Origin of the sequence: Rhodococcus sp. BP-160 (genome assembly GCF_019836205.1) — a bacterium.
In the GTDB taxonomy this organism is placed as follows: Bacteria; Actinomycetota; Actinomycetes; order Mycobacteriales; family Mycobacteriaceae; genus Rhodococcoides.
In genome coordinates this window covers 196,148-210,061 of record NZ_JABUEK010000006.1, presented here as the reverse complement: position 1 = coordinate 210,061, position 13,914 = coordinate 196,148, and the positions used below count along the sequence as shown (strand labels likewise).

The window sequence follows — 13,914 nt, the reverse complement described above, 5'->3', positions numbered from 1 at the left end:
GACAGTGGCCGCACCCGACCCGTCGACCGTCCGATATCCCGGCCCGTGGCAGCACCGCGACATCCGCGCCAACGGCATCCGGTTCCACATCGCCGAGGCGGACACCTCGGCGTCCGCCGACCCCGGACGCCCTGATCCGAGTCGGCCGGCGCCGCTGGTCGTCCTCGTCCACGGCTTCGCCGACCTCTGGTGGTCGTGGCGCCACCAGCTGACCGCTCTCGGCGCCGCCGGCTATCACGCCGTGGCAGTGGATCTGCGGGGCTACGGCGACAGCGACAAGCCGCCTCGCGGCTACGACGGCTGGACCCTCGCCGGTGACATCTCCGGCCTCGTTCGCGCGCTCGGACACTCCGAGGCGGATCTCGTCGGGCACGCCGACGGCGGACTCGTGTGCTGGGCGACCGCAGCGCTGCACCCTCGCGCTGTTCGCTCGATCTCGCTGCTCGCCTCACCGCATCCGATCTCGTTGCGACGGGCCGCGATCCGGGACTCGGCGCAACGCGCGGCGCTGCTGCCGTCGTTCCTGCGCTACCAGGTTCCGCTCGCACCCGAAAAGACGCTCGTCGCCGACGACGGTGCCGAGGTGGAGCGACTCCTCCGTGCCCGGTCGTCCGCGCAGTGGCAGTCGTCCACGGAGTTCGGCGACGTCGTGTCGAGGATGCGGTCGGCCGTCCGCATCCCCGGTGTCGCACACAGCACGTTGGAGTATCAGCGCTGGGCGTTCCGCAGCCAGTTCCGTTCCGACGGTCGCCGCTTCCGCGCCGCGATCGACCGGACCGTCGATCTACCGGCGCTGCAGATCCTGGGATCTGCCGACCCGTACGTCCTGCCGACAACGGCGCGCCGCGACTCCCACTGGGCACCGCAGCTCGTGGAGCATCGCGTGACGGGATCGGGGCACTACGTGCACCAGGAACGCCCGGACGAGGTCACCGACTATCTCCTGCGCCATCTTCGAGCGAGCGGTCAGCCCCTGTAGGGGTCGACGAGGGTGCTCTCGATGATCGCCTCGAGACCGACACGGACGCGTCCCGACGGAGGCGGTGTCCCGCGCCCGAACAACCGCACCACAGCGGCCACCGACGCGCCGCCCAGAGCCACGTCACTCCCCAACTGCGGCCACGTCGACAACGTCGTACCGATGTCCGGCAACGATGCCGCCATGCGCGGCGTGATGCGCTCCATCTCGAGGATGCGCCCCGCCAGTGGCGCCTTCTCCCGCGGCGTCATCCCCGCGACCGCCGCGGCGTCGACGTCGCCGAGCAACCCGTGGAAGTACGGTCGGTCGGGTTCGAGGTCGTAGCGCTCGATGTCGAGCACGCCCCCGTCGCTGGTTTCCATGATCACGGGAATCCCGCGGCGACGGCACTCCTGCCGCACCAACACCTTCGCGTCGATCGAGTCGCACTCCTCGACGACGATGTCGAGGTCGGCGAGGAAGGCGTCCGTGGTCGCCTCGTCGATCCCGGTCGGGAACGTCGTCACCTCGAGGTACGGATCCAGTTCGGCGATGCGGCGAGCCGCCAGCACCGCCTTGTTGACGCCGAGGTCGAACACCGACGCGGGCACACGGTTGAGGTTCGACAGGTCCAGATCGTCGAAGTCGGCCAACCGGAGCTCGCCGCACAGCCCTTCGAGAGCGAGGGTGTGCGCCACCGCGTGGCCGACGCTCAGACCCACGACGCCGACGCGCAGGCGCCGCGCAGCATCCTGCTCGTCCACGGTGATCTTGTTGCGGTTCCGGTCCAGGCGCAGCAACCGGAACCCGCGCGGACCGAGCACCCGCACGAGCGAGCGACGCCAGGGGTAGTGCACCCACCGGGTCGGCTCGTCCAGCAGCTCGGACGACGGAGTGGGCAGCAGTGCGTCGAGCGACTGGAGCTGCTCGGCGGTGGTGTCCAGGATCGCGTCGTCCCCGATCTCGGACATCAGTCGATCGAGAACCTCGTGATCGCCGAGGTCGGTCGGATCCAGGACGCGGTGCTCGCTCATGCTCACTCCTCTGCCGTCACGGGAGGGGTTCCGTCTTGTCGCGGCGCTGCACCGGCGTCAGGGTCGGTGACCACCGGACGACGTCCTCCATCGCGAATGCCACTCGATCGCGGCCCGCCGTCTTCGCCGCGTACAGCGCGCGGTCGGCCGCGTAGGTCAGTCGGTCGAGGGTGGCCTCGACGTCGTTGCCGCCCCTCTCGTCGAACACCACGTTCGCCTGCGCCACTCCGATGCTGACGGTGACGTCGCACGCGGAGCGGACGCTCTCGAGCACCTTCTCCTCGAGCCCCGCGACGGACTTGCTGAGGCCGAGCACCAGGAACTCCTCCCCGCCCAGCCGGGCGACCACCGCGTCCTCGGGAACGTAGGCGGCGATCGCCTCGGCGACCGTGGTGAGCACGACGTCACCGGCCGCGTGACCGCGAGTGTCGTTGACGGACTTGAAGTGATCGACGTCGACGAGCGAGACGACGATGGCGTCGGACTTCTCCGATGCCTCCGCGAGCATGGCGCTCACCCGCGGCAACATGCCGCGGCGGTTGAGCAGGCCGGTGAGCGGATCGGTGTTCGCCAGGGTCTCGAGGCGGGCTGTCACCGATTCGAGCGAGCTGCGCATGGTGGCGATCAACACCGCCGGCACCACCACGGTGGTGACCGCGGCGCCGGCCGCGACGAATCGCACCGCGCCCTCGGAGCCGTTGATGCTCAGTGCCGTCGCCATGATCACCGCGGCGCCGGTGAGCGAGATCGTGACCTTGGGCGGCGATCCGGACGCCGCGATGGCGGGCACGACGGCCAGCATCGCCGTGACCGCGCGCGACCCCGACGGATCGGCGATCAGATAGGCGGAGATGGCGACGCCGACCATGCCACCCGACCCCAGCACCGTGAACTGCCGGTCGGACAGACGACCGGCACGCAGGGTGATGCCCACGGTGACCACGGTGAACGCGACGATGACGGCCAGGAGCGGCAGCGTGCCCGGCCGCAGGAACGTGGGCTGGAGAATCGCGATGACGAGCAGGGGCAGCGCCCCCGAGGCACTTGCCATGACCGCCTTCGACCGCGTGTCGAAGTAGTTGCCGGCCGCCGTCAGCTGCCGACCGCCGCGGCGGCCCATCCTCGCCTCGTCTCCCGTCGTCACCGTCACCCGGCACATCCCGTGTCCGCGCGCCGCAGACCGTCGGATGATTCCCCGGGAACCGTCGGACCAATCGGACACACGTCGCGCGCCCCTCGAACAACCCGTGTCGTGATCACCACGTCACGGCGTCGACGTACCCCCATCGATGCTCCCCCCGTCGAGCCGGGGACGCGGAGTACGTCGTCTCCTCGCCACCTTCGTGATCACGGTACGCGGTGCGGGCGCTCCTCGGCGTGACAGCCGATGCATCCTCACCCGACGCAGGATCCCGTACCGGCAGGTTGCCCGTTCTGCAGCCCCGTTGCCACCTCGTCGGCGACTTCTGCTGCGGTCAACACGAATCCGGTATCGGAGTTGTCGACGGCGGCGCCGAAGACGACGCCGAGAACCGTGCCGTCGGTGGCCACTAGCGGTCCGCCGGAATTGCCCTGACGGATCGATCCGCGCACGGTGTAGACCTCCCGGTCCACCGTCCCGGTGCGGTAGATGTTCGGCCCGGTGAGGTTCAGTGTCTCGCGCACCCGCGCGGACGATGCCGTGTACGGGCCACCGCCGGGATACCCGAGCACCACCGCGTCGGTTCCCGATTCCGCGCGCCCCGTCGCGAAGGGCAGGACGTCGGCGGTCAGATCCGGCACGTTCAGCACCGCGATGTCGACGGCGGGATCGAACAGGACGACCTCCGCGTCGAGCGGGCCGTCCACGGTGTCGACGGCCACCGACGAGGTGCCGGCGACGACGTGCGCGTTGGTGATGACACGGCCCGGCCCGATGACGAAACCGGAGCCCTCGAGCGCCTTCTGGCAGCTCTCGGCGATACCGCGGATCCGCAGCACGCTGTCCTGGAGGTCCGCCGCGATCGGCGACGCCAGCACGCTGGGATCCGGCGGACCGACCTCGGCCACGGGAGTGCGGCCGAAGGGGCCGATGACGTCGGGGAGACCCGACGTGTCGAGCAGAGCCGAGAACTCGTTGGGGATCTCGCGGACCCACTCGGGCGCCACGTCGTCCACGGCGCCGAGGATCGACGATCCGCGCACGGCCGCGGCGATCTGCGGTTGCGACGCCGCGGTGAGCGGGACGGCCAGCAACCAGGCCGCGACGAGCACGGCCACCGCCTGCAGACCGGCACCGATGACGCTGTCCACCGAGCGCGCCGCCGGGCTGTGGATCCCGCTGCGCAACGCTCGTCCCAACACCATGCCCGCGATCTCGCCGACGATCACCATGACGACGATGAGGGCGACGCCGACGAGCACGCGCATCCGCCCCTCCTCGACGTGGTCGAGGACGCGCGGTGCGAGCAGGATGCCGGCGACGGCACCGAGGACGACACCGAAGAAGGCGAAGGCGGACGCGACCGCGCCCTGCCGCCACCCCGACGACGCGGCGAGCAACGCCACCAGTGCCACACCGATGTCGAGCCAGGTCGATCCCGTCACGGGTGCAACTCCTCACCGACGGCGGCGAGCGACGTCTCGAGGTCCCGGACGTCCTCGGTGTCCCAGGGGGCACCCCAGCCCGCCGACTCGAGGACGCCGGACAGCACCCCGGCCGTGAAACCCCACACGAGCATTCCTCCCACTGCGAACGCCGGGCCCCGATAACCGAGGGGGTGGCGCACCACGAATCTGTTGACCGGATCGAGAAGATCGGTGAGCGGCACGGCGACGACACGCTCCGTCTCGGCGGTGTCCACGACGGACACCTCGCTCGGGACGCGCCAGTACGCGATCACCGGTGTCACCTCGAAGCCCGACGGGGGCACGAAGATGGAGTCGAGCACCGTGAGCGGCTCCACGCCGTCCGGGTCCACCCCGGTCTCCTCCTGCGCCTCCCGCAGAGCGGTGCCGACGGGTCCGTCGTCGCCGGGATCGGCTGCGCCGCCGGGAAAGGCGACCTGACCGCGATGTTGCCGCAGCGAGGACGCGCGTTGGGTCAGGAGCACCGTGGCGTCGGTGGGCAACTCCGCCGCGTCGGGCCGCCCGCCGAAGAGCACCAGCACCGCGGCCGGTCTGCCCGTCGCCCCGTCCGGTGCGTGGCGGGCGATCACCGGGTTGCTCGCGTCGTCGCGCACGGTGTGCACGGCGGCCAGACGGGACAGCCACGGCGGCGTGCCCGCGTGATCCGTCACGCCGAGACTCCGAGGTGGGTGCGCACGGCGTCCGCGATCTCGTCGACGGAGCGGAACGGCTGCGGGAGAACCGCGGCGACGGATCCGTCGGCGGCGAGCAGCACGCTGACGGGCAACACGGCCGGAGCTCCGACGGCAGCGGCGACGGCAGCGGACGGATCCTGCACGCCGGGTAGTCGGACGCCGTAGTCGGCCAGTCGGGTCAGGGCGTTGCCCTGGCGGGGATCCTCGTGCACCGTCACCACGGTAACGGCACCGCCCGCACGCTCGGCGTACTGCTGCAGATACGGCAGTTCCTCCGCGCACGGGCCGCACCAGTAGGCCCACAGGTTGAGCAGAGTCGGTGTGCCGGCGACGGCCGCACCGAGATCGACCGGCGCTCCGTCGGCCAGGCAGGTGGTGCGCAGACCCGCCAGTGGGCCGGCGGGCGCCGGGGCGCCGGCCGCCGGCACGGGGCACGCGGCGAGCGCGGCCTCGGTGCGCAAGGGGGCCAGCTCCGTGTCCGTCGCGTCGTCGGTGGGCGCCGCGCCGAAAGTGTCGCGGTAGTCGGCGAAGCTCGCCGGTCCCGTCGGATCGTCCCCGCGCGGCCAGATGGCGACGATGAGGGCGACGACCACCACGAGCGCGGCCAGGCTCCACCTCGCCGCGGACGACCTGCTCACGTCTCGATGCCGGCCAGGGCGAGGATGTGGTCCGTCTCCGGCCCCTTCACCAATGCCGCGGCCTTGACGGGGTCGGTCGGCCCCAGCCCGTACGACGGGCAGTCCTTCGCCAGCAGGCAGACACCGCACGCCGGCGTCCGCGAATGGCACACGCGGCGGCCGTGGAAGATCACGCGGTGGGACAGGATCGTCCACTCCTTGCGCGGGATCAGCGCACCGATGGCGTGCTCGACCTTGACCGGATCCTCCTCCTCGGTCCAGGCCCAGCGGCGGACGAGTCGGCCGAAGTGGGTGTCGACGGTGATGCCGGGAATGTCGAACGCATTGCCGAGGACCACGTTGGCCGTCTTGCGCCCGATACCGGGCAGCGTCACCAGCTCCTTCAGCGAGGCGGGAACTTCACCGTCGTACCGCTCGAGGAGCTCGCGGCCCAGCCCGATGAGGGAGTTGGCCTTGTTGCGGTAGAAGCCGGTGGACCGGATGTACTCCTCGAGCTCCGTCCGGTCGGCCTCCGCGTAGTCGCGCGCCGACCGGTACTTTGCGAAGAGTGCCGGCGTGGTCTCGTTGACCCTCTTGTCGGTGCACTGCGCGGAGAGGATGGTGGCCACCGCGAGCTCGAGCGGGGTGGTGAAGTCCAACTCGCAGTAGACGTGCGGAAAGACCACGCCGAGGTCGCGATTCATCCGGCGTGCCCGGCGCGTGAGCGCGAGGGCGGACTCGTCTCGTTTGCCCACGTGAGAGGGACCGGCGGCTGATTTCTGCACGCCACGACTCTACGTAACGCCCCCGACAGCACGCTCCGGTCGTGTCCGCACCGGTGACCCCGCCGTGTTCTTTTCGAGACGTCGACAGTGTTTACTCCTCGGTATGCAAGCACTCGCTGTGGTTCTGTTCCCGGTCTTGCTGATGCTGTTCGCCCTCGCCATGGAGCGCTTCGAGGCGCGGCTGAACCGCGCAGGAGTCCGCGAGCAGGAGGTTCAGGAATTCCTGGACGCCGCCAGTTCCGCCGAGGTCGCCACCCTGGCCGCGGAAGGCTTCCCGAACGCCCTCGCACGGTTCCGCACCCGACGTCGCCGCGGTGGCGACGTCATGGAGGAGGACGTCGCTCTTCTCGACGACGGGGCACGCCGCGCCAGCTGAGCACCCGCCGACACGGCCCCCGGTCCGACGCCGACGCGTCGAGGGTGGCTGTGATCACTCCTGTGGCCGCCCGGCGACGTAGACTCCGACCGGACACATGAAGACGACACATTCGTAGATCTGCCGATCTTTCAGGGCAAGGGAGTACACGTGGACGAGGTACTGGCACGAGCCGGCATCTTCCAGGGGGTCGAGCCGTCTGCGGTGTCGGCGCTGACCAAGCAGCTGCAACCGGTCGATTTCCCGCGTGGCCACGTGGTCTTCAACGAGGGTGAGCCCGGCGATCGGCTGTACATCATCGTCAGCGGCAAGGTGAAGCTCGGCCGCCGCTCCCCCGACGGTCGCGAGAACCTCCTGACCATCATGGGTCCGTCCGACATGTTCGGTGAGCTCTCGATCTTCGATCCCGGCCCCCGCACCTCCACCGCCACCACGGTCACCGAGGTGCGCGCGGTGAGCATGGATCGCGACGCCCTGAAGGCCTGGATCGATCAGCGCCCCGAGATCGCCGAGCAGCTGCTCCGGGTGCTCGCCCGCCGGTTGCGTCGTACCAACAACAGCCTGGCCGACCTCATCTTCACCGATGTTCCCGGCCGCGTCGCCAAGGCACTGCTGCAGCTCGCACAGCGTTTCGGCACCCAGGAGGCCGGCTCGCTGCGCGTCGTCCACGACCTCACGCAGGAGGAGATCGCTCAGCTCGTCGGCGCCTCTCGCGAGACCGTGAACAAGGCGCTCGCCGACTTCGCGCACCGCGGCTGGCTCCGCCTCGAGGGCAAGAGCGTGCTCATCTCCGACTCCGAGCGACTCGCCCGGCGCGCACGCTAACCGCGCAGATACGTCAGCTGGGCCTTGACCGACATCCGCGCCGCGGGCCACAGCTTCTTGTCGACGTCCGCGTAGACGTGACGCACCACCTTCAGAGGGGTGGCGTCGGGTCCGAGGACGTCGAGCGCTGCCCGCACCTGGTCGAGTCTCTGTTCGCGATGGGCCCGGTAGGCGCGCGCGAGCACCGCGGTGTCGGGCTGGTCCGGTCCGTGGCCGGGCAGCGCGACGCGTCCCTCACCGAGTTGTTCCAGTCGGTCGAGTGAGGCCAGGTAGTCACCGAGATCCCCGTCCTTCCCGTCCAGGACGGTCGATCCGGCACCGAGGATGGTGTCCCCGGTCAGCACCGCGTCGTCGAGGACCAGGCTGACGGAATCGGCGGTGTGGCCCGGTGTCGCCGCGACGGTGAGTTCCACCCCGGCGGCCGCGATCACCTCGCCGTCCACCAGCGGCGCGGCGTCACCTCGGAGGTACGTGGAGGTGACCGCGCGCACCGGCGCGGACGTGAGCCGGTGCAGCCGGGCGATACCGCCGGTGTGATCGTGATGGCGGTGGGTGATCAGGATCAGCGCCACGCGTCCCTGCGCCGCGATGCGGTCGACGTGCGACCGGGAGCGCGGGCCCGGATCGACCACGATGCACTGCTCGTGCCCCGGGGCTCGCAGAATCCACGTGTTCGTGCCGTCCAGCGTCATCTTCCCGGGGTTCTCGGCCAGGAGGACGGACGCGGTCGACGTCACGCGCCGCAGCCGTCCGTACGCGGGGTGCTTCTCCGATGCCGTGGGATCCTTCTCCGCCATGCGACCACTGTGCCAGCCGACGGAGGTTCGGTGCCGACCGGGACAGAACCTAGGCTCGCACCATGAGAATCGGTCTGATCGGTGCCGGACCCTGGGCTCGTCAGGCCGCGGCACCCGCACTCACCGCGCATCCCGACATCGAGTTCGCCGGCATCTGGGCCCGCCGTCCCGACGCCGCGGCACAGACGGCTCCCGAGGTGCCGTACGTCGACGACGTCGATGCACTGATCGACTCCGTCGACGCCGTCGCGTTCGCGGTACCCCCCGAGGTGCAGTTCGATCTCGCCCGTCGGGCGGCTGCCGCGGGTCGACATGTGTTGTTGGACAAGCCGATCGCCGGTTCTGCGGCGGATGCGGCCACTCTCGTGGCCGCGATCGACGAGGCCGGGGTCTCGTCGATGGTCACGCTGACGCGTCGCTTCGCACCCGAGACCCGAGCATTCCTCGACACCGTGCGCGACACGGAGGTCGCGACCGTGACGGCGACCTGGCTGTCCGGCGCCCTGCTCGGCGGCGAGTACGCCGGCTCGACGTGGCGGCAGGAGGGCGGCGCCCTCATGGACGTCGGCCCGCACGTTCTCGATCTCGCGATGGAGGTGCTCGGACCGGTCGAGTCCGTGGCGTGGGCGAGGCGTGACAACGCGTCCGACACGTGGTCGCTGGCTCTGCAGCACGGGAGCACCGCCGGAGTCCGGACGAGCCTGGTGACGCTGTCCATGCGGACGCCTGTGCGCCCGTCGGTGCTGCGGGTCGGCGCGAGCGGACCGGGCGGCCTGGTCGAGTTGTCGGACCGCACCACGCCACCCGACCGGTGTTACGCGGTACTGCTCGACGAGTTCCTGGAGTCCGTCCGGACCGGCACCCGCCACGAGTGCTCGGCACATCGCGGACTCGCTCTGCAGCGCGTCATCGAGCAGTGCCGGACCCTCGTGGCGAGCGGTCGGTGACGCACACCCGTCAGGCGGGTGCGACCTCGACGATCATCTCCACCTCGACGGCTGCGCCCAGGGGCAGCTCGGCGACTCCGACAGCCGACCGAGCGTGGATGCCGGCGTCGCCGAACAGCTCCCCGAGCAGGTTCGACGCACCGTTGATCACGCCGGGCTGACCGGTGAATCCCGGTGCCGACGCGACGAATCCGACGACCTTGACGATGCGGACCACGGAGTCGATGCCGACCAGCGCGTCGATCGCGGCCAGTGCGTTCAACGCACAGACGCGGGCGGCGGCGGTCGCGTCCTCGGCCGACACCTCGGCCCCGACCTTGCCGGTGGCGGTCAGCGCGCCGTCCACCATGGGCAGCTGACCCGAGGTGAAGACGTGATCTCCCGACCGCACCGCGGGAACGTAGGACGCGACCGGCGGCACGACGGGCGGAAGGGTCAGCCCGAGCTCGGCGAGCTTCTCCGTCACACCCATGTCAGCTCTTCGGGCGCTTGAAATAGGCGACCAGGTTCTCGCCGGTGGGGCCGGGCATGACCGTGACCAGCTCCCAGCCGTCGGCACCGAAGTTGTCGAGGATGGCCTTGGTGTTGTGGATCAGCAGGGGTGCGGTGAAGTATTCCCACGTCGTCGATGCGCTCATGGCAGGAGCCTATAGCGCACCGGGTCAGTAAGGTCGAGGACGTGTCGGAGACAGCAGGTGCGACGTCGCACCCCACCGGATCGTCCCCTCAGGCGGAGCGAGGATGGCCGCCCGAAGCGGACCGCGCTCGACTGCACTTCGTCTCGGGCAAGGGTGGGACGGGCAAGAGCACCGTCGCCGCCGCGCTCGCCCTGGCCCTCGCCGCAGGTGGGCGCAAGGTTCTACTGGTCGAGGTCGAGGGACGCCAGGGCATCGCCCAGCTCTTCGACGTCCCCCCGCTGAGCCCGGTGGACACCAAGGTGGCCTCCGCCGACGGCGGTGGTGAGGTGTACGCGCTGGCCATCGACATCGAGACCGCGTTCCTCGAGTACCTCGACATGTTCTACAACCTCGGCTTCGCCGGCCGGGCGATGCGGCGGGTGGGAGCCATCGAGTTCGCCACCACCATCGCCCCCGGTCTGCGCGACGTACTCCTCACCGGCAAGGTGAAGGAGCGTGCGGTCCGCACCGAGAAGAACGGTCGGCTGCTCTACGACGAGATCGTCGTCGACTCGCCGCCGACGGGGCGGATCGGGAGCTTCCTGGACGTGACGACGGCGATGCGCGACCTCGCCAAGACCGGCCCGGTGCGATCGCAGAGCGAGGGTGTGGTGAAGCTGCTCCACTCCGAGCAGACACTGGTGCACCTGGTGACGCTGCTCGAGGCGCTGCCGGTGCAGGAGACCGCCGATGCTGCTGCGGAACTCGCAGCGGCCGATCTCCGACTGGGCACCGTGGTCGTCAACCGCACCGAGGAGTCGTTCCTTCCGGCGGAGGCGCTCGCCGAGGCGGCCTCCGGGAACCTCGACGCCGCCGCGATCGAGAAGAAACTCGCCGATGCCGGAATCACGCTGTCGGAGGACGACTTCGCCGGCCTGCTGACCGAGTCCATCGAGCACGCGTCGAGGCTCGCGGCCCAGCGCGAGAGCGAACAGCGTCTCGGTGACCTCGCGGTGCCGCGCCTGACGCTCCCGGCTCTGGCCGACGGCATGGACCTCGGCGGACTGTACGAGCTCGCCCACCACCTCACGGAACAGGGAGTGCGATGAGCACCGTTCCCACTCTCGACATCGGGTCCATCCTGACCGATCCGTCGTCGCGGATCGTCGTGTGCTGCGGCTCCGGCGGTGTCGGCAAGACCACCACCGCGGCGTCGATGGCGTTGCGGGCAGCCGAGAACGGGCGCCGGGTAGTCGTGCTGACGATCGATCCCGCACGGCGCCTGGCCCAGGCCCTCGGCGTCGGCGAGCTGGACAACACTCCGCAGCCGGTCGCCCTCGGGCCCGGCGCCACCGGCGAACTGCACGCGATGATGCTCAACATGCGTCGGACGTTCGACGAGATGGTGATGGAGCACTCGACGCCGGAGAAGGCCCGGCAGATCCTGAACAATTCCTTCTATCAGACTGTGGCGTCGTCCTTCTCGGGGACGCAGGAGTACATGGCGATGGAGAAGCTGGGGCAGCTCGCCGCCAGCGGTGACTGGGATCTCGTGGTCGTGGACACGCCGCCGTCGCGCAACGCGCTGGACTTCCTCGACGCCCCACAGCGTCTGGGGTCGTTCCTCGACGGTCGCATGATCAAGCTGCTGATGGCCCCGGGTCGCGGGCTGGGCCGAGTGGTCACCGGCGCCGTGGGTCTCGCGATGCGCGGCGTCTCGTCCATCGTCGGCAGCCAGATGCTTTCCGACGCTTCCGCTTTCGTGCAGTCGCTGGACTCGATGTTCGGTGGCTTCCGCGAACGTGCGCGCCACACGTACGACCTGCTGCGTCAGGACGGAACCCATTTCGTCGTCGTCGCGGCCGCGGAGCCCGACGCGCTGCGGGAGGCATCCTTCTTCGTCACCCGCCTGTCCGAGGACGGCATGCCGTTGGCCGGACTGGTGCTCAACCGCACGCACCCGACGCTGAGTTCGCTGCCGTCCGACCACGCCGTCACGGCCGCCGACCAGTTGGACGCCGAAGGCACCCCCGATGCCGCTCTGGCCGCGGGAGTGCTTCGCGTGCACGCGCATCGGGCCGTCACCGCGAAGCGCGAGATCGGACTGCTGCGTCGTTTCACCGCCGCTCACCCCCGTGTTCCCGTCGTGGGGGTGCCCTCGCTGCCGTTCGAGGTGTCCGATCTCGACGCACTGCGTGCCGTCGCCGATCAGCTGACCGGCACCGCCTGAGCCTCTGCGCTCAGGCGGTGAGCCGCAGGCCCGCGCCGGGGCCGCCGCTCTCGTCGATCGCACGCAGGATCGACACCAGGTCGGTGACGACGGCGGGGCCGATGCAGGGTGCCACGAGGTAGGCGTTCACCATGCCGACCACGGACGTTCCCCGCACCACCGGCGCACCGGAGTCCCCGGCGTTCACGCACACCTGGGCGAACACCTGCTGGGAGTTCGCGATGCCACCGTAGGAGACTCCACACGTCGCACCGGTCGTACGACCCTGCTTGCACACGGTCTCGGCCAGCCGTGCGGGATCCCCGACAGCCGTGATGGTGGTGCTGCCGACGGAGGCCACCGGGGCCACCCGCTCCGCGTCGAACTCGATGATCGCCGTGTCGTACGCGGGCAGAACCGCGACAACGGAGCCCACATCTCCTGCGGCGGAGTCGCTCTCGCTCGCCACGGTGTCGCCGACCCGCCCGCAGTGGCCTGCGGTGAGCCCGATGGTGCGCCCGGCGGTGTCCGCACCGATCACGGTGAGACTGCACAGTGTCTCTCGTCCGTCCTGCGTCAGGACCAGCCCGGAACCCCCGCCCAGCTCCACGCGCTCGGCGGCGGAGGCCTGAGCCCCGCCGCCGAGAACGAGCGAGCAGAGGACGGCGAGACCGACCAGAAGTACTCGCATCGGTGTGACTACTTCTTCACTGCGGGCGGCGCCTCGAGCAGCGTGACGAACTGCTGCGCATTGGCCACGGCGGAACCGAGACCACCGATGGCGGTACCGGCGAGCGATCCACCGGCGCCGAGCAGCAGGGCGCCACCGATGCATCCGGCGATCGGGCCCGCACCGAAGAGGAGCGCGACGGGAGCGGAGACGACGCCGGCCGCGGCCGCACCGAGGAGGCAGCCGCCGACGAGACCGGTTGCGGCACCGAGGAATCCACCGACCGTGGCGGTGAGCGACAGGTTGTCCTTGACGCCGGCGACCGCGGCGGGCAGGTCCACCTGGTTCAGGCCCGGAATGTCGTAGACCGGCGCGGCGGGCGCAGCGGCGTCGACCGCGAGGGTCGCGGTGTTGCCCTCGACCTGAGCGGACACGGGATGCGCCAGACCGTCGACGGCGAGAGCCAGCGGCACCGAATCGACGACGACACCCGAGTCGTCGCGGATGACCAGGTGGTTGTTCTCGTTGCTCAGGGTTCCCGAGTCGGTGGTCACGAGCAGCCCGGTGCCCGCGGCCACGGCGTTCCAGTGCACCTCGGGAGCAGCGGCGGGTGCCGGATCGGCGTACGCGGTCGCGGAGGCGGTGCCCAGCGACACGATCGTCATCGCGGCGACAACCGCGATCTTGTTCATCTTCATGCCCGTCGAGTCCTTTTCGCAGTGGGAGCGAATCCGCGCTGATCGTCGGATCCGTCAAGCGGCGAGTGCCGAGCAGGAT

17 protein-coding genes are annotated in these 13,914 nt (G+C 70.2%); 6 read left to right on the top strand and 11 right to left on the bottom strand.

Going from position 1 to position 13,914, the window contains the following annotated elements:
- Positions 1-4: 4 nt before the first annotated feature.
- Positions 5-979 carry an alpha/beta fold hydrolase gene (locus tag HQ306_RS20825; protein ID WP_222633334.1) on the top strand — a complete coding sequence of 325 codons (975 nt, stop codon included), beginning with the start codon at positions 5-7 and terminating at the stop codon, positions 977-979.
- On the opposite strand, the gene HQ306_RS20820 is transcribed toward HQ306_RS20825, so the two are convergent.
- The 6 genes from HQ306_RS20820 to nth form a co-directional block, all read right to left on the bottom strand.
- Positions 967-1,992: an Rv1355c family protein gene (locus tag HQ306_RS20820; protein ID WP_222633333.1), complete on the bottom strand. Its 1,026-nt coding sequence runs from the start codon at positions 1,990-1,992 to the stop codon at positions 967-969. The two genes, HQ306_RS20825 and HQ306_RS20820, sit on opposite strands and share 13 nt — an antisense overlap.
- A 16-nt stretch (positions 1,993-2,008) precedes the next feature.
- The gene (locus tag HQ306_RS22700) at positions 2,009-3,142 is read right to left on the bottom strand and encodes a GGDEF domain-containing protein (protein WP_222633332.1); all 1,134 of its coding nucleotides are present in this window, start codon (positions 3,140-3,142) and stop codon (positions 2,009-2,011) included.
- Positions 3,143-3,387: 245 nt separating this feature from the next.
- Positions 3,388-4,578, bottom strand: a complete 1,191-nt coding sequence (locus HQ306_RS20810) for a MarP family serine protease (protein ID WP_027506693.1) — start codon at positions 4,576-4,578, stop codon at positions 3,388-3,390.
- Complete coding sequence (locus tag HQ306_RS20805; RefSeq protein WP_222633331.1) at positions 4,575-5,270, bottom strand: CoA pyrophosphatase; 696 nt, start codon at positions 5,268-5,270, stop codon at positions 4,575-4,577. Before HQ306_RS20805 ends, HQ306_RS20810 begins: the two co-directional genes overlap by 4 nt.
- Positions 5,267-5,932 (bottom strand): TlpA disulfide reductase family protein, encoded by a 666-nt coding sequence (locus tag HQ306_RS20800; RefSeq protein ID WP_056443364.1) that lies wholly within the window; start codon positions 5,930-5,932, stop codon positions 5,267-5,269. Before HQ306_RS20800 ends, HQ306_RS20805 begins: the two co-directional genes overlap by 4 nt.
- Positions 5,929-6,615 carry an endonuclease III gene (gene nth, locus HQ306_RS20795; protein ID WP_081821412.1) on the bottom strand — a complete coding sequence of 229 codons (687 nt, stop codon included), beginning with the start codon at positions 6,613-6,615 and terminating at the stop codon, positions 5,929-5,931. Before nth ends, HQ306_RS20800 begins: the two co-directional genes overlap by 4 nt.
- A 184-nt stretch (positions 6,616-6,799) precedes the next feature.
- Between nth and HQ306_RS20790 the strand changes: the two genes are divergently transcribed.
- Positions 6,800-7,072, top strand: a complete 273-nt coding sequence (locus HQ306_RS20790) for a hypothetical protein (RefSeq protein WP_222633330.1) — start codon at positions 6,800-6,802, stop codon at positions 7,070-7,072.
- Between the two features lie 150 nt (positions 7,073-7,222).
- Complete coding sequence (locus tag HQ306_RS20785) at positions 7,223-7,897, top strand: Crp/Fnr family transcriptional regulator (RefSeq protein WP_027506688.1); 675 nt, start codon at positions 7,223-7,225, stop codon at positions 7,895-7,897.
- On the opposite strand, the gene HQ306_RS20780 is transcribed toward HQ306_RS20785, so the two are convergent.
- Positions 7,894-8,694: an MBL fold metallo-hydrolase gene (locus tag HQ306_RS20780; RefSeq protein WP_204869657.1), complete on the bottom strand. Its 801-nt coding sequence runs from the start codon at positions 8,692-8,694 to the stop codon at positions 7,894-7,896. The two genes, HQ306_RS20785 and HQ306_RS20780, sit on opposite strands and share 4 nt — an antisense overlap.
- A gap of 62 nt (positions 8,695-8,756) precedes the next feature.
- Here HQ306_RS20780 and HQ306_RS20775 point away from each other — a divergent pair, with 62 nt between their 5' ends.
- Positions 8,757-9,641 carry a Gfo/Idh/MocA family protein gene (locus tag HQ306_RS20775; RefSeq protein ID WP_222633329.1) on the top strand — a complete coding sequence of 295 codons (885 nt, stop codon included), beginning with the start codon at positions 8,757-8,759 and terminating at the stop codon, positions 9,639-9,641.
- 10 nt (positions 9,642-9,651) lie between these two features.
- Here the strand turns inward: HQ306_RS20775 and HQ306_RS20770 are convergent, their stop codons facing one another.
- Together HQ306_RS20770 and HQ306_RS20765 are read right to left on the bottom strand one after the other, a co-directional pair.
- Entirely contained in the window at positions 9,652-10,113 is a 462-nt protein-coding gene (locus HQ306_RS20770) for a RidA family protein (RefSeq protein ID WP_027506685.1), read from the bottom strand.
- 1 nt (position 10,114) lies between these two features.
- Entirely contained in the window at positions 10,115-10,279 is a 165-nt protein-coding gene (locus HQ306_RS20765; protein WP_197027831.1) for a hypothetical protein, read from the bottom strand.
- A 41-nt stretch (positions 10,280-10,320) separates the two neighbouring features.
- Between HQ306_RS20765 and HQ306_RS20760 the strand changes: the two genes are divergently transcribed.
- Together HQ306_RS20760 and HQ306_RS20755 are read left to right on the top strand one after the other, a co-directional pair.
- Positions 10,321-11,367, top strand: coding sequence for an ArsA-related P-loop ATPase (locus HQ306_RS20760; RefSeq protein WP_307109624.1), 1,047 nt, complete (start codon positions 10,321-10,323; stop codon positions 11,365-11,367).
- On the top strand, positions 11,364-12,488 hold the full coding sequence (locus HQ306_RS20755) for an ArsA family ATPase (protein WP_027506684.1): 1,125 nt from the start codon (positions 11,364-11,366) through the stop codon (positions 12,486-12,488). The genes HQ306_RS20760 and HQ306_RS20755 overlap by 4 nt, the downstream gene beginning before the upstream one ends.
- Positions 12,489-12,498: 10 nt before the next feature.
- On the opposite strand, the gene HQ306_RS20750 is transcribed toward HQ306_RS20755, so the two are convergent.
- Positions 12,499-13,158, bottom strand: a complete 660-nt coding sequence (locus HQ306_RS20750; protein WP_222633328.1) for a S1 family peptidase — start codon at positions 13,156-13,158, stop codon at positions 12,499-12,501.
- An 8-nt stretch (positions 13,159-13,166) separates the two neighbouring features.
- Entirely contained in the window at positions 13,167-13,835 is a 669-nt protein-coding gene (locus tag HQ306_RS20745; protein ID WP_056443346.1) for a hypothetical protein, read from the bottom strand.
- Between the last annotated feature and the right edge of the window lie 79 nt (positions 13,836-13,914).

What these genes read in the sequence shown, in the direction of transcription:
- HQ306_RS20780 (WP_204869657.1), bottom strand. Translation starts at nt 8,694, where the DNA reads ATGGCGGAGAAGGATCCCACGGCATCGGAGAAGCACCCCGCGTACGGA.
- HQ306_RS20820 (WP_222633333.1), bottom strand. Translation starts at nt 1,992, where the DNA reads ATGAGCGAGCACCGCGTCCTGGATCCGACCGACCTCGGCGATCACGAG.
- HQ306_RS20770 (WP_027506685.1), bottom strand. Translation starts at nt 10,113, where the DNA reads ATGGGTGTGACGGAGAAGCTCGCCGAGCTCGGGCTGACCCTTCCGCCC.
- HQ306_RS20765 (WP_197027831.1), bottom strand. Translation starts at nt 10,279, where the DNA reads ATGAGCGCATCGACGACGTGGGAATACTTCACCGCACCCCTGCTGATC.
- nth (WP_081821412.1), bottom strand. Translation starts at nt 6,615, where the DNA reads ATGAATCGCGACCTCGGCGTGGTCTTTCCGCACGTCTACTGCGAGTTG.
- HQ306_RS20745 (WP_056443346.1), bottom strand. Translation starts at nt 13,835, where the DNA reads ATGAAGATGAACAAGATCGCGGTTGTCGCCGCGATGACGATCGTGTCG.
- HQ306_RS20750 (WP_222633328.1), bottom strand. Translation starts at nt 13,158, where the DNA reads ATGCGAGTACTTCTGGTCGGTCTCGCCGTCCTCTGCTCGCTCGTTCTC.
- HQ306_RS20790 (WP_222633330.1), top strand. Translation starts at nt 6,800, where the DNA reads ATGCAAGCACTCGCTGTGGTTCTGTTCCCGGTCTTGCTGATGCTGTTC.
- HQ306_RS20775 (WP_222633329.1), top strand. Translation starts at nt 8,757, where the DNA reads ATGAGAATCGGTCTGATCGGTGCCGGACCCTGGGCTCGTCAGGCCGCG.
- HQ306_RS20755 (WP_027506684.1), top strand. Translation starts at nt 11,364, where the DNA reads ATGAGCACCGTTCCCACTCTCGACATCGGGTCCATCCTGACCGATCCG.